Source organism: Kangiella spongicola (assembly GCF_003194565.2).
Taxonomy (GTDB): domain Bacteria; phylum Pseudomonadota; class Gammaproteobacteria; order Enterobacterales; family Kangiellaceae; genus Kangiella; species Kangiella spongicola.
Map to the genome: position 1 here is coordinate 147427 of NZ_QICH01000002.1, position 24140 is coordinate 171566.

Consider the following 24140-nt stretch of genomic DNA (forward strand, 5'->3'; position numbering starts at 1 on the left):
TAACTTTTAGCTGATTTAATCAGTTTAAGCTTATTCGTCCGTAGAGCTTTCGTCTGACTCAGAAACCTGGCTTTGCTCTTCTGCAAACTCGCCTTCTTCATCATCCTCAACGTCAAGCTCAACGATACGCTGTAGTCCCACTAGATCTTCGCCTTCATCCAATCTAATTAAACGAACCCCTTGCGTATTACGCCCCATCACACGAATATCATCTACACCAGTTCGGATTAATGTACCACCTTTACTGATCAGCATTACTTCATCGCCATCAATAACAGGAACAGCAGAAACAACTTGGCCATTTCTTTCGCTCATCTGAATAGAGATCACACCTTGTCCACCACGTCCACGCAGTGGGTGATCATCAACAGCAGTACGTTTACCATAACCATTTTCGGTGGCCGTCAAGATCGAGCAGTTGTCTTCTGCCACTAACATTTGAATGACTTTAGCACCATCAGCTAGTTTCATACCGCGAACACCGCGAGCCGTACGGCCCATAGCACGAACGGCATCTTCACCGAAGCGAATTACCTTACCAGCATCACTAAACAACATGATTTCATCTTCGCCAGTGGTTTCCGCCACGCCAATCAATTCATCGTCATCAGCGATAGTCAGGGCGATAATACCGTTAGCTCGTGGGCGTGAGAATTGCTCAAGCGAAGTCTTCTTAACAGTACCGTTTGCAGTCGCCATAAAGACATATTTATCTTCTGAGTATTCACGAACCGGTAGAATGGCACTAATCTTTTCGTCTTTTTCTAGTGGTAGTACGTTTACGATAGGTTTACCACGCGAACCGCGACCGGCATTCGGTAATTCAAACACTTTCAACCAGTAAACTTTACCACGAGATGAGAAGCATAGAATTGTGTCGTGAGTCGAAGCAACAAGAAGGCGATCGATAAAATCCTCATCCTTCATTTTAGTGGCTGACTTACCACGACCACCACGTCGCTGCGCCTTGTAATCAGACAGCGACTGATACTTCACATAGCCTTCGTGAGAAAGCGTCACCACGACATCTTCTTCAGTGATTAAGTCAGCAATGGTCAAGTCGAGTTTGCTGTCTAAAATTTCAGAGCGACGCTCATCACCAAAGGCTTCTTTAACTTCTTCTAACTCCTCACAAATCACTTCTAGCAAGCGCTCTTTACTCATGAGGATATGTAATAGCTCTTCGATAAGACCCAGCAAGTCTTTGTATTCGCTAATAATTTTATCGTGTTCAAGACCAGTAAGTTTATGTAAGCGTAACTCAAGAATAGCTTTTGCTTGCTCTTCTGACAGCTTATAGAAACCGTCATGGAAACCGAAATCGGCTGGCAAATGTTCCGGACGACAAGCTTCTGTACCAGCGCGTGCTAACATATCAGCAACCTGACCAGGCGCCCAGTTACGAGTCATTAACTCTTCTTTAGCTTCTTTCGGCGTTGGTGACTGCTTGATAAGTTCAATCACTTCATCAATATTCGCCAAGGCAATGGCTAAACCTTCTAAAACGTGAGCTTTTTCACGCGCTTTGCGCAAGTCGAAAATCGTACGACGTGTCACCACTTCACGGCGGTGCGTCACAAAAGCATCAATCGCATCTTTTAGGTTAAACAAGCGTGGCTGACCATTATCCAGCGCCACCATGTTAATACCGAACACATTCTGCATTTGCGACTGGGCATAAAGGTTATTTAAGACCACTTCTGGCACTTCACCTTTGCGCAGCTCAATCACCATACGCATACCGTCTTTATCAGACTCATCGCGTAGACCTGTGATGCCTTCAATCTTCTTTTCTTTAACTAGATCAGCAATTTTTTCTATCAGACGAGCTTTATTTACCTGATATGGTAGCTCCGTCACGACAATCGAATCTTTACCATTTTTAGGATCAGTTTCGACATGACTGCGTGCGCGTAAATAAATCTTACCGCGTCCAGTATGGTAAGCATCAACGATACCTGCGCGACCATTAATAATAGCTGCCGTTGGGAAGTCTGGGCCTTTCACATATTCCATCAGCTCATTAATGGTGATGTCAGGATTTTCAATTAGTGCCAAACAGCCATCAATAACTTCATTTAAGTTATGCGGCGGAATATTGGTCGCCATACCAACCGCGATACCTGAAGAGCCGTTAACTAATAAGTTAGGAACTTTTGTTGGCAAAACCGTTGGCTCAGACTCGGAGCCATCGTAGTTATCCTCAAAATCGACTGTTTCTTTATCGAGATCGGCTAATAGCTGATGAGCCAACTTCATCATACGGACTTCCGTATAACGCATAGCAGCCGCAGAGTCGCCATCAATCGAACCGAAGTTACCTTGACCATCGACTAACATATAACGTAGAGAGAACGGCTGAGCCATACGCACGATAGTGTCATAAACCGCTGAATCGCCGTGAGGGTGGTATTTACCAATCACATCACCGACAACACGTGCCGACTTTTTATAAGGCTTGTTAAAATCATTACCAAGTACATTCATGGCGTACAAGACACGTCTGTGTACAGGCTTAAGTCCATCACGAACATCTGGTAGTGCACGACCAACGATTACGCTCATGGCGTAATCCAGATAGGACATTTTTAGCTCATCTTCAATGTTGACCGGCAGGATCTCTTTGGCAAGTTCACCCATTCTGAAAAACCCTTTAAATTCTGATAGTTATAGTTAGTAGCTCAAAGACATTATGCTTCGATTTAAGCAGAGAATTCTAACACAGACCTCTATTTTTCGCTAATTTTTATGATTAACTCAGTATGTTTTTTGAACGATTCAGCAATATATTTTTGATTGCTTAGGAATTAGGCTTTTGTTGAGTATAATGGCCTCTGATAACTCATTGATTATTGAAGTGGCAACGCTTTGAGCCAGACCGCGGAGCAAACAACCTTGAATCAAGTTGAACAGATCATTAGTCCAGAGTGGATTATCCCAATTAGCCATAATGGCCACTCACAGCCTAAGCCGTTAAAGCAGCATTCCATCGCTATCAACAAGCAAAAAATCGTTGCCATTGCGCCGACCGATTCGCTACTCAAGGATTATCAAACCGATAATCACTTGTCCCTTCCAGGCCAAGCTCTGCTGCCAGGTTTTGTAAACTGTCACACCCACGCTGCTATGAGTTTGTTTAAAGGCTTATCAGACGATTTGCCATTAATGATGTGGCTTGAGAATCATATATGGCCGGCAGAGAAGAAATGGGTGGATGATAAGTTTTGCGAAGATGGCGTAACCCTAGCTATAGCGGAAATGTTACTGTCAGGCACCACCTGCTTTAATGATATGTATTTTCAACCCAACATGACGGCCAAGGTTAGCCAAGATCTTGGTATGCGAGCCATGGTTGGCATGCTTATCTTTGACTTCCCTTCAGTTTGGGGTTCAGGTTGGGAAGCATATCTTAAAAAAGGTTTAAGCCTTCGCGACGATTATAAACACAGCGATTTATTAAGCTTTGCTTTCGCGCCCCATGCGCCTTACACCGTTTCTGACGAGCCGTTGCGAAAAGTCTCGACCTTGAGCAATGAACTATCTATACCGGTTCATATGCATATTCATGAAACGGCACACGAAATCAAAGAAAGCTTATCGCAGTATGGCAAACGCCCTTTGAAACGCTTGCAGGAATTAGACCTCGTTAATCCAAACTTAATCGCTGTGCACATGACGCAGTTGCAACGCAATGAAATAGAAACTATCGCCAGTCATGGCGTTTCTGTGGTTCATTGCCCGCAGTCCAACATGAAGCTCGCTAGCGGAATAAGCCCCGTTCAAGATTTGATGACCGCGGGCGTTAATGTCGCGTTAGGCACAGACGGTAACGCCAGTAACAATGATCTAAATATGTTCTCAGAAATGAAAACCGCATCATTGCTAAGCAAAGTTTATACTGGCTCTGCACAAGCCTGCTCCGCCGCCGATATCTTATACAGCGCGACTATGGGTGGCGCCAAAGCACTTGGCTTAGAAGAAACCTGCGGTTCGCTGGAAGTGGGTAAAGCTGCTGACATGGTGGCGATTAACCTCGATACCATCCAAGCGCAGCCACTCTATGATCCTGTTTCGCAAATCGTATATACTGCTGGTCGCGAACAAGTATCACACGTATGGGTTAATGGTAAACTACAAGTTAAAGATGGCCAGTTAACCCAAATGGATCAGGGCAAACTTATTGCCATGGCCAAGAACTGGCGCAACAAAATTCAAGACTCATAAGGCAAACCGAATGTCCGAAGCACAAGACAAGCAAAAGCAGCCAAACGTTGATCCTCATGAAATCAACAAGTTCGAACAAATGGCGTCACGTTGGTGGGATAAAGAAGGCGACTTCAAGCCACTGCATGACATCAACCCATTACGCTTGAAGTTCATCAGAGATCGTGTCGGCAACTTAAATGGTAAGAAAATTTTAGATGTCGGCTGTGGTGGCGGTATTTTATCAGAGGCTTTAGCCAAAGAAGGCGCCATTGTCACCGGTATTGATATGGGCGAGATGCCACTGCAAGTGGCTAAACTGCACAAGCTAGAATCCGGTGTTGAGATTGATTACTTGCAATCTACCGCTGAAGACTTCGCCGAGCAACACCCGGGCGAGTTTGATGTTGTGACCTGTTTAGAAATGCTAGAGCACGTGCCGGAGCCTGACTCGATCATTAAAGCCTGCCGTAAACTGGTGAAAGACGATGGTGATGTTTTCTTCTCTACCATCAACCGTAATCCTAAAAGCTTTTTATTCGCAATTGTGGGCGCTGAATATTTGCTTCAGATGTTACCAAAAGGCACCCACGATTTTAAAAAGTTTATTCGCCCTTCTGAGCTTGAAGCTTGGAGCCGCCCCAATGGTTTAACTTTTAAAAGCATCGAAGGCATGCACTACAATCCATTAACTAAGAAATACTGGATGAGTGATAATGTCGATGTGAACTATATTGTTCATACCGAGCCTAGTAACTAACCATGAAACAGACGATTACCGGGGTGTTGTTTGATTTAGACGGCACCTTGCTTGATACCGCACCGGATATGGCACTGGCGCTAAACATACAGCGTGAGTTACACAATCTCCCCCCTCTTCCTTATTCAGAAATCCGCCCCTATGTATCGCACGGCGCCTTAGCAATGCTTAGAATTGGCTTTGCTATTAGAGCCGACGATGAAAACTTTCAGGGCATGAGGGAGCAATATTTACAAATATACTCTGAAAATATTGCCGTAAAGACACGGCTTTTTGATGACTTAGAAGATGTTCTGCAACAACTTGAGCAACGCTCCGTAAAGTGGGGGGTTGTGACTAACAAGCCGGAATTTCTGACCCAACCACTATTGCGCCAACTCAATCTCGACAGTCGAGCTTCGACAGTGATTAGCGGCGATACCATAGAACCGAGAAAGCCCAACCCTGCACCGCTATTTGCTGCTTGTAAAGAAGCAGGATTAACTCCTTCGCAGTGTGTGTATGTTGGAGATGCTGAACGCGATATTGCTGCTGGGCGTGGTGCTGGGATGAAAACTGTACTGGCTAACTGGGGCTATATTTCGCCAGAGGATAACACTCAAAAATGGGAAGCTGATATGGCTGTAGAGTCCCCGCTTGAGTTACTTAAGTTACTTTAATCAGAAACCTGACTAACTTTGTGGTTACTTAAATATTTTATAAGGTCTTCGGGGAAGAGCGGCTTAGAATACAAATATCCCTGCACATAGTCACAACCGTACTCCATGAGTAACTTGATTTGCTCCATAGTCTCCACTCCTTCAACTACTGAGTAGAGTTTAAAGCTCTTCGCCAAGCGCAAAATATTCTGAACAATAACTTTATTATCCACACCACCATCAAGAGGGCCATCTTCGCCTAGTGTTGCGATGAAAGACTTATCGATTTTAACTTTGGCTACAGGTAAGCTAGCTAATAAACTTATCGATGAATAACCCGTACCAAAATCGTCAAGCGCACAAGTCACACCAATATTGGTCAGTTGCTCAAGAAGCTTTTTCGACTTATCGAGATCTATCATTGCCGCCGTTTCAGTAACCTCAACTCCTATATGGTTTGAAGTAACATCGTATTTCTCCAACAATGACTTTAAAACGCTTAAAAAGTCATCCCTTAATAAATCCTTAGGGGAAACGTTAATCGAAACCTTTAATGAGTGTCCTTGCCTTTTCCACTGTGCCACTTGCTTTATTGCAGACTCTAACACCCAGTTTGTTAAGGCATGAATTAAGTTTGTTTCTTCAGCAATATCGACAATAACATCTGGCGGAACATAGCCTCTTTCGGGATGCTCCCAGCGAAGTAAGCTTTCCATATATTCAATTTTTCCAGTGTAGGGAGAAAGTACAGGTTGATAAGCAAGCTTAAACTGCTCTATCTCAATAGCTCGAATAATATCCTTCTCTATTTGATAACGCTCTCTCGAATTAACCGTCACACTTTCTTCATGAAAAGCGTAGTTCTTTGTAGAATTCTTCAGTTGCTTGACTGTATTTTCAGCAGCTCTAAGTAACTCTTCAGCCGAGCTGCTCACTTCCGGGGAAGATACGATTCCTGCCCTAAGCGTAACTTTTAAGTCTATTCCATCGATGGTGACTATATTGCTGTAGGCTAATAATATATCTTCAACGAGTTTCGTTACTTTTTGATTATCAACATTATGCAACACTCCCGCGAACTCATCATCACCAGCACGAGCAATGAAACTGAAGACTTTACTGTATTTTTCGAGAGAGTTTGCAACTCGCTGGATAACTTTATCGCCCACCCAGTTCCCATGAGCACTATTTATGAGGTGCAGCTTGGCTATATCAATATAGACTAAAGTCAGCTGGTCATTACTATCAATCTCGCCTTCTAGCGACTGTTCAAGATATTTAAATAATGAGTTTCGATTAGGTAACTCAGTCAGTTCGTCAAAGTGAGACAACTTATGTAGGGACATTTCAGAGTGCTTTTTAAGACTAATATCTCGGAAATTACTCACCACCCCTTTAACATTTTCGTCATGCAGCAAATTTACTAAAGTATTTTCAACCCAAATTGGCCCCCCTGACTTTTTGATAATTCGATACTCAGGGATCCTTACGACATTGCCTGGTTTTGACAGCAGTTTTTTCCAAGCCTTTTTCGCAATTACTCTATCTTCAGGGAAGATAAATTCGGAACCTTTTAAGCCGATAGCCTCATCTTCTCGATAACCTAGCAGTTTATGCGCGCTAGCAGTCGCGAATTTTAATACTCCCGATTCATCGTAAAGCGCAATGCCCTCAAAGGCGTTTTCTACCAATGAACGATAATAGTGCTCTTTGCGCTTCACTTCCGCCTTGAGCTCTCGACGCTCTGTAACATCCCTAATGGTTCCAATTTCAGAAGACGGAGTTCCGTCGTCAGCTCTTCTGAAAGCCACAGCGTAGTTCTGAATATGTCTATATTTACCTGATTTGTGCTTAAGTCGAGCTTCTGAAAATATCACCTCGCCTTTAGCAGAGTTAACAATTCTCAATACTCGCTCTTTCAATAAATGCTGGTCATCAGGGTGAACTATTGGTAAAAAGCTTCGCCAGTTTGAAAAAGTGTTTTCTGGATAGCCCAATAATCTAGATAAGCGCTCTCGACCTAGAATAAAATCTTCTCGCTCAATATCAAAAGCATACACAATGTCCGGGGTTGTTTTGAGAACTTCCCTTAAGAATTCTTGGCTACTTTTAAGTTGTAAGAAGTTATCTTCACGAGCTTGCAGCTCTCTTGCCGTGGTGATAAAAGTATCGTCAAACTGGCGGCTGATAGCGAGCTCAAATTCTTTTGCTTGCCCAGCTACCGGAACATAACTAACCTTTTCCACTGTAGGCGACTGTAAACTCGATTTTTTATAGAAGGGTAAAGTACTGTCGCCATTCGTGGTTTGTTCAAACTCTTGGATGCGCTTACCAATCAAACTACTCTTAGAGGCGCCCAGTAGCAAAGAAGCGCTATCGTTAATATCAAGAATCTTGCACGACTTATCCAGTAAAAATACTGGGTCTGGCAAATTATTTAGGATGGTACGACTTCTACTTTCGTTATTTTTTAAAGCTTTGTTCTGATATTTGAGTTGCTCAACTCGACTTTCTAAACGCTCGGTTTCTATTAATTGGTGCAGTTGAGGAGCTATGAGCCGTGCAACCTCTTCAATAACCGACCGGTGTTGTTCAGTGAAAAAGCCTACATTTTCATCTTCAAAATCTATAACCCCTATCAACCCCCCTTTATGAATCACCGGAACGGAGAGCTCAGAGTAAGCGTTTTCAATATGTTCTAGCCAAAAGCTACACTGGGTACGGTCTTCTATAATATATGTTTTTTGTTCTTCAGCAGCTCGACCAACGACACCAGTGCCTAAGACGATGGGTTTTAATTTAAAGACTTTGCTGGTGGAGTTATTGATATAGGAAATGCAAAGTAGTTGGTTGTGGGATTTCTCAAAACGGAAAAAAGCACAGTCAAAGCTTTTTATATGTGCATATAGTACTTTAACTAATATTTCAGCTGCCTGCTGTAAGCTTTCACACTCAAGTAATTTCCGAGCGACTTCAAACAACAGCTCTTGGTGGTTTTTATTGGCTATATCTTTTTCCATAAAAAAACGTTTTCACCATCTTAGTTCATAAATCTCAGTGGGTAAAATGTTTATTTTTCCAACTTATGACAATACTTACTCCCCTCTTATCCGTATGGTTTTTGGCAATAATATGGCCGTTATGAAAGTTAGCTATCAGTTTTGCCAAGTACAATCCTAAACCAAGATGCCCCCCTGAGTTCTTGCGGCTAGAGTGCATTAAGCTAAAAACTGATTTCAAAGACTTCTTCTCAATCATAGCGCCTCGGTTAGAGACTTCAAACACTAATCGCGAATCTTCTCTTTTAATAATGAGCTTTATGGGCTCAGACTTATCGTCAAAATCAACCGCATTGGTAATCAGCTTATCGACCATCTGCACAAACAAGTCCCGCGAACCAGTTAACACAGCCTCATCAAGATTGGTCTCACACTCAAATCGATGCTGAGGCCAGTTTGTAGCGTAGGCATGAGTTAAGTCCTTTACAATCTCAACCACATCAAAAGAGTCTTTTTCGGCGCTCTTTATCGCCTGCTCCAGTCGCGTAGCCTCGCTAAGTCTGCTTAACGTTTGACTCATGCGACTCGCGCCAGATTGCGCTGTATGTAGCATTTGCGCGTCTAGCTCAGATAAATTATCGATGCTTAAATTATCTAAGGAGCTGCGAATAATGGCGATAGGCGTCCGCAACTCATGATTCAGTCGCGCCACCAGCTTTTCTTGGTAATCATGATGCTGTTTTAATCGCGTGGTCAATTGCGAGAAGGTATTGGTCAAGTCAGCCACTTCATCATCGTAAGACTCCTCACGCTGAATCACATGACGAATCTGCCCCTGCTCGGTCACTGCTTCCTCAGTAATATCCCTTAGTTCCACAATCCGACGACTGTAATCTTTGCTTGATTGATAAAGCCACCAGACCATTAGTACCCAGAATAACAGCATTAATAACAACATTCTCAACCAGAAGTCACGCAAATAGAGCTTTTGATTGATAGCCGAGGACTCAATGATCATGGCGCCAATAACCTGATCACCATCATACAAAGGCTTTAAAACACGAGAATAAGCAAGCAAACTCCCTTCATTAATCAGCTGCTCCTGAGCCTGCCCCGCTAATGTTTTATCCAGCTCATCGCTAGACAAACTAACCTTACTGCTTTTGGTTTCTATCGGGCTTAAATCATTAAGCCATAAACGGTTACGCCAATGACCTTTGATGTCCTGGTGTGGCTGGCCATAGCCATAAACAATGTCACCATTTAAATTGGTTACCATAACGCGGTAATCATCGGCCTTCAGTCTTGATAAGGCACCGACGCTAAGCATGCTGCTAAGCGCCACTTGCTCGAAGTTTGTGAAGGAATACAGGCCTTGTAATTTAGGGCCAGCCTCAGTCTGATCGACGTCGTGCACTTCGGCGCTAAACATACTTCCCACTAAATCACGGGGCAACCTAGCTTCTAACTGATAACCATTGGTGGTTTCTTGCCAAACTGCATATACAGAGTTTATTTCTCGAACCCCAGTGCTGGTTTGTCGCAAAGCCGCGACTTTGCCTGGCGCTATTGGCACAAACTGTAGGCGAAAGCCATCCAGTTGGAACTCGACTTTGTCCGATTGCCCAGTAACCTCAAGACTTTGGCGGTAGACGATATCGTCATCTTCAACTGACAATAAGATATAAAAGTGTTGTTGATCTTCGACTAAACTCAGCTCTGCTCGTTGACCAAAGTTCTGAATTTTCTTAGTGAAGCCATGATAGGGATACCACTCGTCGGAATAACCATCAATCAAAATCCCTGTCTCGCGCAGTGCAACATTCAAGCTCGGCTTAAGGCTGTCACTATCGAGTTTGTGCCTGAAATTGTTGTCGTGCTGTATCAGCTGCTCAAAAAAACTGCGCAGGTTGTTGGCTTGCTGAGTCGTTTGCTGAAAATTGTCGCGCTCTAAGTCACTCTCAAACTTACTATCAATCAACCAACTGGCGAGCGGAATTAGCCAGAAAACACAGCTGATTAATAGAATTCGCCATTTGAGAGATAAGGACTTCATAATTGTCGAGTCTTAAGCCTGATTCCAGCGATAACCCATGCCATAAACAGTTTCAATCGAGTCGAACTCTTTATCGATTCGCTGAAACTTTTGTCGAATACGCTTGATGTGAGAGGTGATCGTACTATCATCAACCACCGCTTTTACGGCCTGCATCAGCTGTTCGCGGTTTTTCACATGCCCAGGACGCGATACTAAAGCATTAACAATCCAAAATTCGCTGACCGTTAAGTCCACCAGCTGGCCGTTCCACTTAACGCTAAGCCTTTCATTGTCAATCTCTAGCGAGCCAACTTCATGGATAGCACTCGCATTAGGCGCAGTTTGCAGCGAGTCTAGGCGTCTAAACAACGCTGAAATTCGAGCAAGCAAATGTGGCAAACTAATATCTTTGGTTAAATAATCATCAGCTCCTAAGCGTAGCCCTGAAATAATATCCAGATCGCTATCCAAGGCCGTTAAAAAGATAATCGGTAGCTGCGTCGACTTTTGTCGTAAGCCCCGGCATATCTCAAATCCAGCCTCCTGCTCATTACCTAAACCAATATCGAGCAGGACTAAATCTGGCAAGCGGTTTGCAAAAGCTTTCTCAGCTTCTTGTTTGCTTTCATAAACCACCACCTCGTAGCCTGCTTTTTTGAGCGCCATACTGTAGTTTTGTTGTAATAAAGGTTCGTCTTCTACGACTGCGATTCGCTTAGCCATGGGTTTTCCTAATGATTTACTGGTCTTTCAATTGCCCCGACCAACTGGTAAATTGTCGATTGGGTATATGTCCTAAGTAAGGTAAAATAACTTCACCTAATAATCCACCGATTTAAGACTTTTTGATGCAAAACTACCAACCCAGTGATAATTTCCTTAAAGACAAGGTCATTCTTGTCACAGGCGCTACCGACGGAATCGGTAAAGAAGTTGCTTTAGAATACGCCAAGCGTGGTGCAACGGTTATATTATTATCGCGCGATACCCGTAAGCTAGAGAAGGTTTATGATGAGATTGAAGCGGTAGGCTATCCACAGCCAGCTTATCTACCGGTCAACTTACAGGACAACTCGCCTGAAACTTATCAAAAAGTCGCAGAAGTTATCGAGAAAGAGTTTGGTCGCTTAGATGGATTACTCCATAACGCAGGCGATCTTGGCCTCTTAAGTCCCTACGAACACTTTGACGAAGAAACTTGGTTCCGCGTCATGCAGATTAACGTTAATGCACCATTTTTATTAACGAAATACTGTATTCCATTATTAAAAAAATCAGAAAGCTCATCATTGGTATTCACCTCTTCAGGTGTTGGTCGCCAAGGCCGTGCTTACTGGGGCGCTTATGCAGCTTCAAAGTTTGCTAACGAAGGCATGATGCAAACACTTGCTGATGAATTGGAAACCAGTAGTGTTCGCGTTAACAGCATCAACCCTGGTGCTACACGTACTAAAATGCGTGCCAATGCTTATCCCGGCGAAGACCCACAAACACTGCCAACACCAGAAGACATTATGCCAGCTTACCTGTGGCTGATGGACGACGCCTCGGCTAATGCCAACGGCCAAGCCATTAATGCCAGAGACTTTATTAAGAAGTCTTAACATGAATAACAAGGATTGATCGTTGAGCGCTTTGACGAATAAGGTTTTAGAAACAGACTCTAGCAGTCTTGAACCTGTTGTGCCTCTGCAATTTGCAGCGCTTGATCTTGGCTCCAACAGCTTTCATCTCGCGGTTGCAGAGTTTGATGGACACACATTAAGAGTCATCAGTCGGCTGAAAGAGAAAGTTCAGCTGGCTGCTGGCCTTGATAAGGATGGCCTGCTTTCTGCTGAAGCTATTGAACGTGGCTTAAACTGTTTGAAGCTATTCTCTGACAGAATTCAGGACATAGCTCCTGAGTACGTGGCGATTGTCGGCACCTACACCCTTCGTAAGGCGCAAAATGCAGCCGATTTCATTAAGCAAGCGGAGTCTATTCTCAACCACCCTATCGATATTCTTCCGGGACGTGAAGAAGCTCGCTTAATCTATGACGGTGTATCACACAACCATCCCGACTTAAAACGCGCCTTGGTCATCGACATTGGCGGTGGTAGCACAGAAGTCATACTCGGTGAGAACTTCACATCTGAAATCTTAGATAGCTTAGAGGTAGGTTGCGTCACCACGAAAAAATGCTTCCCTAATAATCAAATTACCGAAGAAAATTTTAACAAAGCTATTATCAATGCCTCTATTGCTATATCAGAGGTAAAAAAGTTTTATAGAAGCGAGTCTTGGGATCATTGCTTGGGCTCTTCTGGCAGTATTGAGTCTATTTACAATGTGCTGGAAAGCTTAGGACTTACCCAAGGCGTTATAACCCTTGAACACTTGAAATTTCTTAAGCAGAAACTCATCGAAATTGGCGACTTTGAAAAAGTGGATTTCTCTGTGCTTACGGAAAGCCGTAAAAGCACTTTTGCCTGTGGTGTCGCTATTCTCTACGCCATCTTCGAGACTTTGGGTATCGATAAGATGCATGTCGCCAATGCTTCCTTGCGCGAAGGACTATTGCTGGAATTGGTAGAAGAGTTAAAAGGTAACGATATTCGTCACCAGACGGCACAAAGCCTTATGAATCGTTTTAACGTTGACCAAGAGCATGCCAAGCAAGTGCAACAAAGTGCGCAATGTATTTTCGACCAAGTCGCCGATTTTTGGGGTGTTTACGATCCAATCTATAAGAATTATTTAGATTGGGCTTGTCAGTTACACGAAATTGGCCTTTCCATCAGTTTTTCAAAGCTAAGAATGCACAGCGCTTATATCGTGCGATACGGTGATATGCCAGGATTCAGTCAGCAAACGAAAGACTCGTTGGCCGCTATTATCGCTAACCAAAAGAAAAAGCTGCATATCGATGAACTCGACAATAAATACGATCCGAAAGAAGCGTTGCTATCCGTAGTTCAGATTTTAAGGTTAGCGATCATTTTCAACGTCAAACGTGACAGCCACAATATTCAAGATCTGGAGTTTATAGCCGGAGACAATCACCAGCTATTAATTCGAATCCCTAAAAGCTGGGCGGATGAACAGCAGCTGATCATCGCTGAATTACAACGAGAATCCGCTTATTGGGATTACCATAAAATCCAGCTAGCAATTGAGATCGATCATTCTCAGTAAGACAGTTTATCTAATAATAACTGCTGCACTTTTTTCTCGGGTTTACCTCTACAGAATAACTGATAATCCCCATTTGCCTGAAGAATCCAGCTCTGCTCGACATCGCTAAGCATCATTTCTAATTCATTGACCATTCGACGCTTTAAGTCCTTTTGAAGGATCGGGAAGCAAGTCTCAACCCGGTTATACAAGTTTCGCTCCATCCAATCCGCAGAAGCGGCGTATAAATGCTCCTTTCCATCATCATAAAAATAATAGACCCTTGAGTGCTCTAAGAAGCGGCCAATAATTGAGCGTACCTGTATATTATCCGATAAACCGTTAATACCAGGCGATAAACAGCAAATTCCTCTTACTATAAGTTGAATTTCGACTCCTGCGTTAGAAGCCTTATACAGCGCCTCAATCAACGACTGATCAGTTAATGAATTGAGCTTGATGATCATCCTAGCTTCCTTGCCATTACCAGCGTTACTGGTTTCACGCTCAATAGCTTTAAGCAGGTTTTTATGCAGTGTGAAAGGCGCGTGCCATAGCTGATTTAATTCGTAAACCTTGCCCATGCCGGTCAACTGCTGGAAGACCTTATGCACGTCTTCACAAATATCAACGTTAGTCGTTAACAAGCTATAATCCGTATATAAGCGTGCATTTCCCGCATGATAATTACCGGTACCAAGGTGCACAAAGCGCTGTAACGCATTGCGCTTTTGATTCTTACGCACCACCAAGGTCATTTTGGCGTGAGTTTTATAACCCACAACCCCATAAACCACTAATACACCCGCCTCTTGTAGCTTCTGCGCTAACTCTATATTGTCCGCTTCATCAAATCGCGCTCTGAGTTCAACAACAGCGGTGACTTCTTTACCTGCTTGAGATGCTTCGATTAAAGCCTCAACAATAGAAGACTGACTACCAGTTCGGTATAAAGTCTGCTTTATTGCTAAAACATTCGGATCTTTAGCTGCCTGCCGTACGAATTCAACAACTGGCTGGAAGCTTTCATAAGGATGGTGCAACAATAGGTCTTGCTCTAATAACACTTCAAAAATGTCACGACGATGTAAAACTTCAGGTGTTTTCGGCGTAAAGCCATCGAACTTTAGGTCTGGCCGATCGACAAGATCAGGCAATAGCATTAAACGATTTAAATTAACGGGACCATCGACTCGATAAAGTTCTTCAGGGGTTAAGTTGCACTTTTGCAGAAGAAAGCTCACGATTTTTTCTGGGCAGCTTTTCCCAACTTCGAGCCTAACCGCAGCACCAAAGTTTCTGGATTGGAGCTCTCGTTTTAAAGCACTTGCTAAGTCTTCGTTGGAGTTTTCCTCTAGCAACAAATGACTATCTCGCGTCAGGCGGAACTGATAACAACCATGAATATCCATGCCAGGAAATAAGTCTTGAGCAAACTCCGACACAATTGATGATAGGTACACAAAGTTATGCTGTTTGGAGCCACCAACACTTTCTGGCAGTTCAATAATTCGAGGCAACGAACGAGGCATGTGGAGTACTGCATATTCTAAATTTCGACCAAAAGCATCGTTGCCGTGTAAATGTAATAGAAAATGAAGACTCTTATTGACCAAACGCGGAAATGGATGAGTTAGGTCGAGGCTTATAGGGCTAATAACAGGCATAACCTGATGCTTAAAGTAATTCTTTAGCCACTTACACTGGGCTTCACTCCACTCATCAGCAGGTAAAAACTGAATGGATTCATCAGCCAACTTTGGCAACAACTCGTCATTGAAAATTCGATATTGCTCATCAACCAGCTGATGCGCGCGCAGGTTAATCTCTTTTAAGACTTCCTCTGCAGAGGCACCGTTTAGGCTCGGCTTAGTATTGCCACGTGCCAAATCGTGACGTAATCCCGCTACGCGAACTTCGAAGAACTCATCTAAATTGTTACTGCAAATAAATATAAAGCGAATACGCTCGAGAAGAGGAATAGTAGGATCGAGAGCCTGCTGTAATACTCGGCGATTAAAAGCGAGTAAGCTAAGCTCACGGTTTAAGTAAAATTTAGGGTCTTTAAAGTTCATCCTTTTTAGCTTACCAAAAGATAGGAGTTTTGGCTCTTTGCGTAAACTCTTAAAAGCTCAATACAAAAAAGCCACTAGGTATTAACTACGAAGTGGCTTTTGCTACGGAGAACTTAGTGCCTTCTCCAAATATTTTTACGCTGGCTACTTTTATGTTTGGGCTGCTCTTTACGCGGATTCACATCAAGATTCACAAGCTCTGCCACTTTAGTAATTTGCTCCGCTGTCAGATCCATCCAGCGACCTCGACTTAAGCTTTTAGGTAGCTCAACTGGCCCATATTCGATGCGTATTAGGCGCGAAACATCAACTTCCTGCGACTGCCACAATTTACGAACCTCACGGTTTTTACCTTCAGATAAGCCCACATCAAACCATTGATTAGCACCTTCGCCACCACCTGGCTGGATGAAGTTAAATTTACATAAGTCACCATCAATGAGTACACCATCTTTCAGGTTTTTAATCATCTCATCGGTAACTTCACCATGAACACGTACCGCGTACTTACGCTCAACCTGATACGACGGGTGCATTAAACGATGCGCAAGCTCGCCATTGTTTGTGAACAGCAATAAGCCTGTGGTGTTAATATCCAAGCGCCCAATGCTAATCCAGCGACCAAAACTAGTTCGAGGCAAGTTTTCGAATACCGTTGGCCTACCTTCTGGATCTTTTTGCGTAGAAACCTCACCTAATGGCTTATGGTAAGCGATAATACGGGTGTAAACTTCGTCGGAAGGTTTGATCTTAACGACACGACCATCAACTCGAATGGTATCTTTGTCGCTAGCCCTTTCTCCTAAACTGGCGATAGAGCCATTAACACTCACACGTCCATCAGAAATCCATTTTTCCAGCTCACGACGCGAGCCTAAGCCTGCGTTAGCAAGTATTTTCTGGAGTTTTTCGGTCTTTTCAGAGCGTGACTTGGACTCACTTCTTGGCTTCTGCTCTCGCTCCTGCTTAGACATGCTCTTTTCTTTAGACGCGTTTCGTTCTTTAGACATAAGGGGCCTTGATCAATCAATATTGATGCAATTTTAGGCCTTTAGGAGCCTACAGTCGAGGGTAACTGAAGTTATTTTAATGGATTACTTACGAAGTTGTCCGTCTGATGCGCTTATCCGGACCAATAAAGCTCTCTATTCGATGAAAAACCTCGTATCGAGAAAAAGGTTTCTTCATAAAGTCGTCAGCACCAATTCGTTCAGCATAGTACTTTTCAGTAGCGATAACGTTACCGCTGATCATGATGACCGGAATATTTTCAGTTTTCGGGTCTTTGCGTAGCTCGCGTAATGCTTGGAAGCCATTGATACCAGGAAGAACGATGTCAAGGAAGATAAGATCAGGTAAATGCTGTTTGGCTAACTTCAATCCAGTTTCAGCATCGAGGGCAACGCCTACTTCGTACTGGTTCTGTACCAGCATTTTCTTAAGCATGACACAAACGGTTTTTGAGTCATCGATTATGAGCATTTTAGTGCCCGGTCGTGCATTAATGCGTTCGTTGCGACGCCTATCAGAATGATTCGACTCGTCATTTGACTCAGTCTGTCCTGATGACAATGTGGAACGGATTTTATCAAAAAAGCCCAAGCCAACCCCCAATGTTCGCTGTGTAGCGCGTTATATCGTTATTAATATCAAAATTATATACAGAAACTGAACACAAAAACCACGATCAGCTACTCAGTTATTAGCTTTTTTATTATGCTTAATGTAGCTCGGTTGGCTTTAAGCTTATGTCGCTTTCTTCTTCCCCTTCACTTGAACCAAGGTCTGAGCTATCCCCCTGCTCCCCCTCATCTGCTAAGTCGCTTGCGGGTTCTTGTGGCTCATCAGTTTGCTCAGAATCACCATTGTCTATAGCGTCACTACCACAGTCGCTTTGGCTCTCAGATGATTCGACAGGCTCATCTTCGCCACCAGTCTCTGCTTCAGCAGAAGAATCGTTAGGCTGATTTTCATCGCTTGTCTCAAGACTAGCCTCAGTTCCTTCAGATGACTCAGAATTATCGGCTTTAGTGGACTCATCAGCTTGAGTATCATCGTCTTCGCCATCAAACTTTAACTCAGGGTTAAGATTATCCAGATCTTTAATCTCTGCCAAAGAAGGTAGCTCGTCCAGACTTTTTAAGCCAAAGTAATCCAAAAACTGCTTGGTTGTGGCGTACAAGGCCGGTTTACCCGGCACATCGCGATGCCCCACCACACGAATCCACTCACGCTCTAGCAAGGTTTTGACAATCGATGAACTCACGCCTACACCACGAACTTGCTCAATATCACTACGAGTAGTTGGTTGGCGGTAAGCAATTAAAGATAAAGTTTCCAGTAAAGCTCGCGAATAGCGCGAAGGGCGTTCTTCCCACAGTCGTGCAATCCACTCAGCATAATCTTGCCGCGCTTGATAGCGAAATCCAGTAGCGACTTCCACCAGTTCAACACCGCGCCCCTCACATTCTTTTTGAAGAATATCTAGGGCTTTAGTGACGTCCGAAGTTTTAACTTTCTCTTCTTCAGCGAACAACTCAACCAGTCTGTCTTTCGATAGTGAGCTACCCGCAGCTAAAAGCGCCGCTTCAATGATGCATTTTATTTTATCTATATTCATACTCATGCTTGATCGCTTGTGGTTTCTACTTTCGCTAACTTTTCATCAATGGACTCGTTTTCACCTTCATCTTCATGGCTAGTCCCCACTTTAGCCCGAACATGAATTGGTCCATAGTTATCACTTTGAATAATTTCTAAGAGAGACTCTTTTGCCAGCTCCATGATCGCCAAGAATGTAACGACAACCCCTGAACGGCCTTCTTCTGGATCAAATAATTTAGAGAAATCGGTAAAGGACTGAGCAGATAGGCGCTCTAAAACCTTACCCATGCGCTCACGCACAGATAAAGCCTCGAACTTCACTTGGTGACTCGAGAACATTTCAGCTCTTCTTAAGACATCACGAAGTGCGATTAGAAGCTCCTTCATATCCACCTCAGGCTCTGGCTTGATAATATTCATATCAGGCTTTTTAGCGCTAGCTTGATGCACATCACGCCCCATCCGAGGTAGCTCATCAATATCTTCAGCGGCTTGCTTAAATTGTTCGTATTCCTGCAAACGACGAATCAAGTCCGCTCGCGGATCTTCTTCGTCATCATCCTCAGCTGGAGGTCTCGGCAGTAAAACACGACTTTTAATTTCAGCTAACATAGCCGCCATAACCAGGTATTCAGCCGCTAACTCTAATTGAATCGCCTTCATCAACTCAACATATTCCATGTATTGCTCTGTAATATGAGCGATCGGAATATCACGAATATCGACGTTTTGGCGCTTAATTAAATAAAGCAGTAGATCGAGGGGCCCTTCGAAAGCTTCAAGGAAAACTTCTAGGGCATCTGGTGGAATGTATAAATCTTGAGGAAATTCCTCGACTTGCTCACCATCGACTAGAGCAAACGGCATTTCTTCCTGCACATGATCAACAGCTGGCTGTTCATGCTCAGTCTGTTGCTGCTGTTCTGTCTCGCCGTTTTGCTCAGTCATTTATGGTTTCTCAGTCAATTATCAATATCCTTAGCCATCAAGGGGTGCTTAATAGTTTATTTGTAAGACAAGCCCATAGCTTGACGCACATCATCCATCGTCTCGCGGGCCACATCACGCGCACGATCACAGCCTTCCGAAACGATATTACGAATAATTTCAGGGCTTTCCTCATACTCTTTAGCACGCTCTAAGAACTGCTGCTGTTCCGCGCAAACACCATCAATCACAGGTTGCTTACACTCAACACAGCCAATACCCGCTGTCGTGCAGCCTTTTTGCACCCACTCTTTAACTTCTTCTGGAGAGTAAATCTTGTGGAACTCCCACACAGGACATTTTTCTGGCGTTCCCGGATCATCACGTCTGACACGCGCAGGATCCGTCGGCATGGTGCGAATCTTCTTCTCTACTGATTCGCGCGGTTCACGCATAGAAATGGCGTTACCGTAAGACTTAGACATCTTTTGTCCATCCAAACCAGGCATTTTAGACACTGGCGTCAATAAAGCCTTCGGCTCAGGCAAAATCACTTTACCGGCACCATCTAAATAGCCATACAAACGCTCACGATCGTTAAGCGAGATGTTCGCCTGACTTTCGACTAATGCTTGAGCCGTTTCTAAAGCCGCTTGGTCGCCTTCTTCTTGGAATTTTTTACGCAAGCTATTGTAAAGCTTCGCATTTTTCTTACCCATCTTCTTGATGGCCGCCGTGACTTTTTCTTCAAAGCCAGGTTCTTTACCATAGAAATGGTTAAAACGTCGTGCTGCTTCACGCGTCATTTCTACATGCGGAACCTGATCAGCGCCGACAGGTACATTGCCTGCACGATACACCAAAATATCAGCCGCTTGTAATAATGGATAACCTAAAAAGCCATAAGTCGATAAGTCTTTGTTTTGTAACTTTTCTTGTTGCTCTTTATAGGTAGGTACTCGTTCCAACCAACCTAAAGGAGTCGTCATCGACATTAACAAGTGAAGCTCTGCGTGCTCAGGCACTTTAGACTGTACAAAGATGGTCGACGCACTTGGGTTTATCCCCGCTGCCAACCAGTCAATGACCGTATCCCAAACATAGCCTTCAATCTTAGAGGTATCGTCATAATTTGTCGTCAAGGCATGCCAATCAGCCACCATGAAGAAGCACTCATACTCATGCTGCATTTGTGCCCAATTCTTTAAAACCCCATGGTAATGCCCCAAATGTAATGGTCCCGTAGGACGCATGCCGGATAGAACGCGCTTTTGGCCAACTGATATAGAACTCAATGGATATCCTTTGAAGTAACTTTTTATCTAAATTTATAAGATTGTCCATTATAACGAGAACAATCGAAAACGCTATATTTCTGTATTTGACACGCAGCAAATCCTATTCACACACCTTATTCTGTATAATTTTTAAACACACCTTGACTTCAACCCCTTATCAGCAACACACTGAAACTTACAAAATTCCGCATAAGGAGATAAAAATGTCGCTCTATATTGATGGTTATGTCGTCCCAGTACCTAAAGACAAGTTAGACGAATATATTAAAATGGCGAAATTAGCAGGGAAAGTCTGGAAAGAATACGGTGCTTTAAAAGTTATGGAATCAGTCGCCGACGATGTTCCAGAAGGCAAAATCACCTCCTTTGGCAAAAGCGTACAACTCAAAGACAACGAAACCGTTGTCTTCTCCTACATCCTCTATGAATCACGACAAGCACGTGACGAAATCAACGAAAAAGTGATGAAAGACCCACGCCTCGCCGACATGATGGTTCCAAAAAACTTACCATTCGATGGAATGCGAATGTTCTGGGGAGGCTTCAAGCCAATCGTCGAATTATAAAGTAGTATCATAAAACTGCAGTCCTTTATGAGACTTAGCAACGCTCTGAGTTGAGTCCATACCCCCTCTTGTATAAAAACTAAACATTAACAATCTCTTACGGTATACTCACAAAAATTAAAAATATACAAGGGATATAATAATGAAAAAATATGCTGTCTTACCATTGTTCATATTGTTGCTTTCAGGCTGCGTATCGAAACTAAGTAACTTCACTAATGACCAAAAGCTCACACCAGAGTCTAATATGGGAGTTGTAGTTATAGCCTACGACTCAGACACAGCTATTCACAGTTTAGTGTTCTCGGGCCCTAGTACATTTGAACTAGAGCATAATCTGTATGACAACAAACATAATTATGTCGTTACAAGCTTCCCAGCAGGCACTTATGACATCACTAAAGCAAAGATTTATAGTAAATATTATTATATAAACCTTGGCTCTGATGAGGATGCAAACTGGAAGATCAATATTAAGCCCAATAAAGTTAATTATATTGGTCATTTTAATATCGATAAAGTTGGCTCAGGTTATAAAGTCCAAATCAAAAATAGCACCACTCTAGCTTTAGAATTTTTACAAGAAAACTACCAAGATCTTATTACTAGGTATGGGTTAGTATATTCAAAAGATGGGCCTGATGATGAATTTCTAACATACCTTGACTCACTGAAGGGAGAAGAATAATGAAAATAAAACTAGCCCCCTTACTATTATTACTGCTTGTTACTTTTTCTGCGAACAGCTCCGATTTTATTCCAGCAAATCAAATGTTTGTATCAGAGCAGTATCAATCCTTTGCAATTTCGCCTGACGGTAAAACGCTGCTTGGCAAAAGCTTTATCGATGGTTATCAGCAGTTGTTTGCTTTTGGGGCGGGCTCAAAACAAGCTGCGGAAGTATTCAAACTTACAACCACTGACAGAAAAAGAATCTTAGATTACGACTGGCTTGATAAAGATACGGCTTACGTATCGTTTCTAGGCACATTTAATACCTACTATATTAGAATTATAGACTTCACCTTCAAAGATAATGATTTTGAAATTGATTACTATGATATTAGAGGCCTAGGGATTCTTGTTAACCCTATGCTTGGTGTAGAAGACAAAGCACTTCTAGCGAAGCTAAATGCTAAAGAAAAGAAACTTGATTTATTAGAGCTCGATTTAAGTAAACTACGAAATATCAAACATAATTCGAAGAACCATAAAAAGATATTTAGTACGTTTCGAAACCTCAGTGAAGACCTCGAAGATACCTATAAGTTTTATGTCTCAGACAGCACCTATGAACTAGAAATGATAGGTCAGTCATACGATGATTATAATACATACTCTGTTTACGACTCAAAAACTGGAAGTTGGAAAGAGTTCTTTAGGGTTAATAAGAATACAAGTGAAGAAAAAAACTACTCAAAACTTGATGTATTCACACCAATTACAAAAGTTGACGACAGTCACATTGTGGCCTTATCGAATATTAATCGAGATAAGGTAGCAGTTGTCCTGTTTAACATAGAAACTCAGAAAGACGTCGAAGTCTTGTATGAATCTGAATACTACGATGTAAAAGCAGCAACTTATAGCCGCGAACAAAAAAAATTAATATCAGTATCTTATGCAGACCGCGGTTTGAACAAGCAGAAGTTTCTTGACAAAGGTAGTAATGATTTCCAATCTAAACTAGTCCAAAAAATAGGGTTAGAATCAGTTTTTATTATTGACCGCTCTGTTACTGGAAGCGATTATTTAATCTTCGCACACGATGCATCAAACCCAGGAAGGTTCTATCACTATAATTTAGCCAATGATAAGCTAAGGTTCCTTCAAAGCTCGATGCCAGACCTGTACCCATACTCATTCACAAAAGCCGATATTCTGACCACAACCAATGATTTAGGAAATAAGGTAGAGGGATTCCTTTATACAGGTGATAGCTCTAAGAAAATGCCTATGGTGGTTATGCCACATGGAGGTCCTATTGGGGTTCAAGACCTTAACGAGTTTGATAGAGAAGTTCAGTTCTTGGTTAACCGTGGGTTCGCGGTATTAACTATCAACTTCAGAGGAAGCTCAGGTTATGGAAAAAAATATATGAGCGCTGGTCGTGAACAGTTTGGTAAAGGTATCGAGGCGGATATTGACAAGCTTGTTAGCAAAGCTATAAGCCTACCTCTTATTGACTCGGATAAGGTATGTATATACGGGAAAAGTTACGGTGGTTATTCAGCGATCACTTCAACGATTCTTTACCCCGGTACATACAAGTGTGCCATCTCAGGGTTTGGCGTATTTGATCTCCCGTTGCTCTATAGTGCCTCAAACTTACATCACTCTGAAGATGTAAAAGATGCGATAAGCTTTGTTGTTGGGGATATTGATACCAAATACGAAGAACTAAAAGCAAACTCACCTTTATACAAGGCCGACCAAATCAAAGTCCCAACACTTTTATTTGCAGGCAAAAATGATGAGATTGCTCACCCAGAGCATAGCAGACGACTTGATTATGTATTGAACAAAATAGGACAGGCTGAAGTTGATTATTATGAGTATCTGCACTCAGGGCACGGTCACCCCGACTGGGCTGGAGATAGACATCAGCTAATCACAGTTGTGGATTTCTTAAACAAGCACATTAGCCCAGAATTAACTATAACCAAGAAAAATAAGACGGTTATAGCCGAAGATTATTTTTTACTAGGCCTTATTTATTATCATGGTTACTATCTTAAGAAAGATCATGATGAAGCTGAAAAATACCTTCGCTTGGCTCATAGCAACGGTAGCGAAGAAGCAGCCAAATACTTAAGAAGACTTGGAGTCTACGATTTCTAATACCCTAAAGTCGGCATGATCGCACCCAAGCGTGT

18 protein-coding genes are annotated in these 24140 nt (G+C 42.8%); 8 read left to right on the top strand and 10 right to left on the bottom strand.

The features are described 5' to 3' along the window. Positions 1-30: 30 nt before the first annotated feature. A complete protein-coding gene (gene gyrA, locus DL796_RS06300) occupies positions 31-2640 on the bottom strand; it encodes a DNA gyrase subunit A (protein ID WP_110200869.1) in 2610 nt (869 codons plus the stop codon). Positions 2641-2868: 228 nt separating this feature from the next. Between gyrA and DL796_RS06305 the strand changes: the two genes are divergently transcribed. From DL796_RS06305 to DL796_RS06315, 3 genes are read left to right on the top strand one after another with little or no spacing between them, the layout of a single operon-like run. After that, positions 2869-4224: a TRZ/ATZ family hydrolase gene (locus DL796_RS06305; protein ID WP_227593001.1), complete on the top strand. Its 1356-nt coding sequence runs from the start codon at positions 2869-2871 to the stop codon at positions 4222-4224. Between the two features lie 10 nt (positions 4225-4234). Further along, positions 4235-4963 carry a bifunctional 2-polyprenyl-6-hydroxyphenol methylase/3-demethylubiquinol 3-O-methyltransferase UbiG gene (gene ubiG / locus DL796_RS06310; RefSeq protein WP_110200870.1) on the top strand — a complete coding sequence of 243 codons (729 nt, stop codon included), beginning with the start codon at positions 4235-4237 and terminating at the stop codon, positions 4961-4963. Positions 4964-4965: 2 nt separating this feature from the next. Continuing rightward, entirely contained in the window at positions 4966-5622 is a 657-nt protein-coding gene (locus tag DL796_RS06315; RefSeq protein ID WP_110200871.1) for an HAD family hydrolase, read from the top strand. On the opposite strand, the gene DL796_RS06320 is transcribed toward DL796_RS06315, so the two are convergent. Genes DL796_RS06320 through pdsR form a run of 3 tightly spaced genes read right to left on the bottom strand, consistent with a single transcriptional unit; the run spans position 5619 to position 11361 of the window. Continuing rightward, positions 5619-8621 (bottom strand): sensor domain-containing phosphodiesterase, encoded by a 3003-nt coding sequence (locus DL796_RS06320; RefSeq protein WP_110200872.1) that lies wholly within the window; start codon positions 8619-8621, stop codon positions 5619-5621. The two genes, DL796_RS06315 and DL796_RS06320, sit on opposite strands and share 4 nt — an antisense overlap. A 34-nt stretch (positions 8622-8655) precedes the next feature. Then, complete coding sequence (locus tag DL796_RS06325) at positions 8656-10656, bottom strand: ATP-binding protein (RefSeq protein WP_110200873.1); 2001 nt, start codon at positions 10654-10656, stop codon at positions 8656-8658. A gap of 12 nt (positions 10657-10668) precedes the next feature. After that, positions 10669-11361: a proteobacterial dedicated sortase system response regulator gene (gene pdsR / locus DL796_RS06330; protein ID WP_110200874.1), complete on the bottom strand. Its 693-nt coding sequence runs from the start codon at positions 11359-11361 to the stop codon at positions 10669-10671. A 125-nt stretch (positions 11362-11486) separates the two neighbouring features. Here pdsR and DL796_RS06335 point away from each other — a divergent pair, with 125 nt between their 5' ends. After that, a complete protein-coding gene (locus DL796_RS06335; protein ID WP_110200875.1) occupies positions 11487-12242 on the top strand; it encodes a YciK family oxidoreductase in 756 nt (251 codons plus the stop codon). A 22-nt stretch (positions 12243-12264) separates the two neighbouring features. Further along, complete coding sequence (locus DL796_RS06340) at positions 12265-13815, top strand: Ppx/GppA phosphatase family protein (RefSeq protein ID WP_110200876.1); 1551 nt, start codon at positions 12265-12267, stop codon at positions 13813-13815. Here the strand turns inward: DL796_RS06340 and ppk1 are convergent. The 6 genes from ppk1 to DL796_RS06370 all read right to left on the bottom strand — a co-directional run bounded on the left by ppk1 (position 13809) and on the right by DL796_RS06370 (position 20695). Then, entirely contained in the window at positions 13809-15869 is a 2061-nt protein-coding gene (ppk1, locus tag DL796_RS06345; protein ID WP_110200877.1) for a polyphosphate kinase 1, read from the bottom strand. The genes DL796_RS06340 and ppk1 overlap by 7 nt on opposite strands. A gap of 113 nt (positions 15870-15982) precedes the next feature. Next, positions 15983-16879, bottom strand: a complete 897-nt coding sequence (gene rluB, locus DL796_RS06350) for a 23S rRNA pseudouridine(2605) synthase RluB (protein WP_227593002.1) — start codon at positions 16877-16879, stop codon at positions 15983-15985. 88 nt (positions 16880-16967) lie between these two features. Then, entirely contained in the window at positions 16968-17471 is a 504-nt protein-coding gene (locus DL796_RS06355) for a response regulator (RefSeq protein WP_265090354.1), read from the bottom strand. A gap of 118 nt (positions 17472-17589) precedes the next feature. Beyond that, on the bottom strand, positions 17590-18495 hold the full coding sequence (gene scpB, locus DL796_RS06360; protein WP_110200879.1) for an SMC-Scp complex subunit ScpB: 906 nt from the start codon (positions 18493-18495) through the stop codon (positions 17590-17592). Further along, positions 18492-19421, bottom strand: coding sequence for a segregation and condensation protein A (locus DL796_RS06365; protein WP_110200880.1), 930 nt, complete (start codon positions 19419-19421; stop codon positions 18492-18494). The genes scpB and DL796_RS06365 overlap by 4 nt, the downstream gene beginning before the upstream one ends. Positions 19422-19477: 56 nt before the next feature. Further along, complete coding sequence (locus tag DL796_RS06370) at positions 19478-20695, bottom strand: tryptophan--tRNA ligase (protein ID WP_110200881.1); 1218 nt, start codon at positions 20693-20695, stop codon at positions 19478-19480. 206 nt (positions 20696-20901) lie between these two features. Between DL796_RS06370 and DL796_RS06375 the strand changes: the two genes are divergently transcribed. The 3 genes from DL796_RS06375 (at position 20902) to DL796_RS06385 (ending at position 24105) form a co-directional block, all read left to right on the top strand. Then, positions 20902-21264, top strand: coding sequence for a DUF1428 domain-containing protein (locus tag DL796_RS06375; RefSeq protein ID WP_110200882.1), 363 nt, complete (start codon positions 20902-20904; stop codon positions 21262-21264). 142 nt (positions 21265-21406) lie between these two features. Next, positions 21407-21952, top strand: a complete 546-nt coding sequence (locus DL796_RS06380; RefSeq protein ID WP_110200883.1) for a hypothetical protein — start codon at positions 21407-21409, stop codon at positions 21950-21952. Continuing rightward, positions 21952-24105 carry an alpha/beta hydrolase family protein gene (locus tag DL796_RS06385; protein ID WP_110200884.1) on the top strand — a complete coding sequence of 718 codons (2154 nt, stop codon included), beginning with the start codon at positions 21952-21954 and terminating at the stop codon, positions 24103-24105. The genes DL796_RS06380 and DL796_RS06385 overlap by 1 nt, the downstream gene beginning before the upstream one ends. The last annotated feature ends 35 nt before the right edge of the window (positions 24106-24140 follow it).